Annotated in this window: 1 protein-coding gene and 1 pseudogene; both read left to right on the forward strand. The window is 59.4% G+C overall.

What is annotated here, in order from left to right; all coding sequences use genetic code 11:
* The coding region (locus ACXJ7R_RS31670; RefSeq protein ID WP_457155249.1) for a type I secretion system permease/ATPase at positions 1–1,483 on the forward strand (1,483 nt) is incomplete at its 5' end.
* A pseudogene (locus ACXJ7R_RS31675) lies at positions 1,470–1,793 on the forward strand (HlyD family type I secretion periplasmic adaptor subunit); the annotation flags it as partial. The gene ACXJ7R_RS31670 and the pseudogene ACXJ7R_RS31675, both read left to right, overlap by 14 nt.

Raw genomic sequence — 1,793 nt, forward strand, 5'->3', positions numbered from 1 at the left:
GAGTGGCCCCCGTGCTGGACTCGGCGATGTCCAGGCCTTGCGGGACTTAGCCACCCTGCGAGGTTTCATCGCCTCACGAACGATTTTCTTTCTCTTCGACCTCCCTTTCGGGCCAATCTTCGTGGGCCTGCTTTATTTCATCCACCCGTTGCTCTTCCTTGTAACGGTCGTTGGAGCGGTTCTCATGGTTTCCATCGCCGTGCTGAACCAGGTCGCGAGTTCGCAGCCTGGCAAGGAGGCGGCGGAGAGTCTCGGCGCGGCAATGAATTCGGCGCAGGCCTTTGCGCGAAACTTCGAAACGGTCCGCGCACTCGGCATGGTGTCCAATGCGATAGAGTTCTGGGGCAGCCGTTTTGCCGGCTCCCTGCACGCCTCCGATGGGCTCGCTCGCACCAACGCATTTTACGGCGGTGTGTCCCGCACCACACGATCGGTACTGCAAATCGCGATATTGGGCGTCGGTGCTTATCTGGTCCTCCACAACGAGATAACCGCCGGTATGATTTTTGCGTCGTCGATGATTTCGGCGCGCGCATTGCAGCCGCTTGATCAGATCATTGGAAGTTGGCGGCAGGTCATCGACGCCAATCTTGCGTGGAAGCGACTTTCAGCTGTCCAATCGAGGCCACGACCAAAAGAAAATGTTGCCTTGCCAACGCCTGAAGGGGCGTTGAGCGCAGATCAAATAGTCTACTATCTTCCGGGTTCTGCCGACAGCTCGCTGCCGCTGATAAAGCGCTTGACCTTTGAAGTCGCCGCTGGCGAGACAGTCGCGATCGTCGGCCCAAGCCAGGCTGGAAAATCGACGCTGGCGCGCCTCATAGTCGGCGCCATTGAGCCGCGTTCCGGGGTAATCCGCATCGATGGCGGCGATATTCGAAACTGGGATCCGGAGGAACTCGGCCGTCATATTGGCTACCTTCCGCAGGATGTGGAACTCTTCCCTGGAACCATCGGCCAGAACATTGCGCGTTTTGAACCGGATGCGCTTGATGAGAAATTAATTCAAGCAGCCCAACGAGCCCAAGTGCATGAGCTCATCCTGGGTCAAAGGGATGGATATTCGACGGTGATCGGCCCGACCGGCGTTCGACTCTCGGGGGGCGAGCGTCAGCGCATTGGACTTGCGCGTGCGTTTTACGGCGATCCCAAGGTACTGGTTCTAGACGAGCCCAATGCAAATCTTGATACCGACGGCGAAGCCGCACTTGAGCGGGCGATCCTCCAGGCGCGTGCACGAAAAACGACCGTCCTCGTCATAACCCATCGGCCTTCGCTCGCAGCCAAATGCGATCGCATCCTCATGCTGCGCAATGGCCAGGTCGAGATCTACGGATTGACCAAGGACGTGCTCGAGCGACTTGCCGAGCGACGGGGCCAAGCAGCGACGGCCGCGGCCGCTCAGTCGCATGATAACGAAGGAGTGGTGCCTTTCCCGTCACCTGCTCGCGTGGAGGTAAAGGTCGCGAATGACGGTTCCTAGCCAACCCATTCAGAGGGACGCCAAGACGTATCGCTGGCAACGCAACGTCGACACCCGCACAGATCGGATCACGCTGATGGGGTATGGAAGCRTGGCGGTTTTCTTGCTCGGCTTCGGATTCTGGGCGGCTATGGCACCAATTGCTGGAGCGACGATCGCGCCAGGTGTGGTCGCAGCAGCAGGGCAGAATGTGATGATCCAGCACCTCGAAGGAGGTGTTGTCGGGAGCATCAAGGTCCGGGAGGGCGACAGAGTCTCAAGAGGCCAGGCCCTGATCGTGCTCGATCCGACGGTGGCGCAGTCCCAGCTC

The organism is Mesorhizobium sp. P5_C1, from assembly GCF_054049815.1.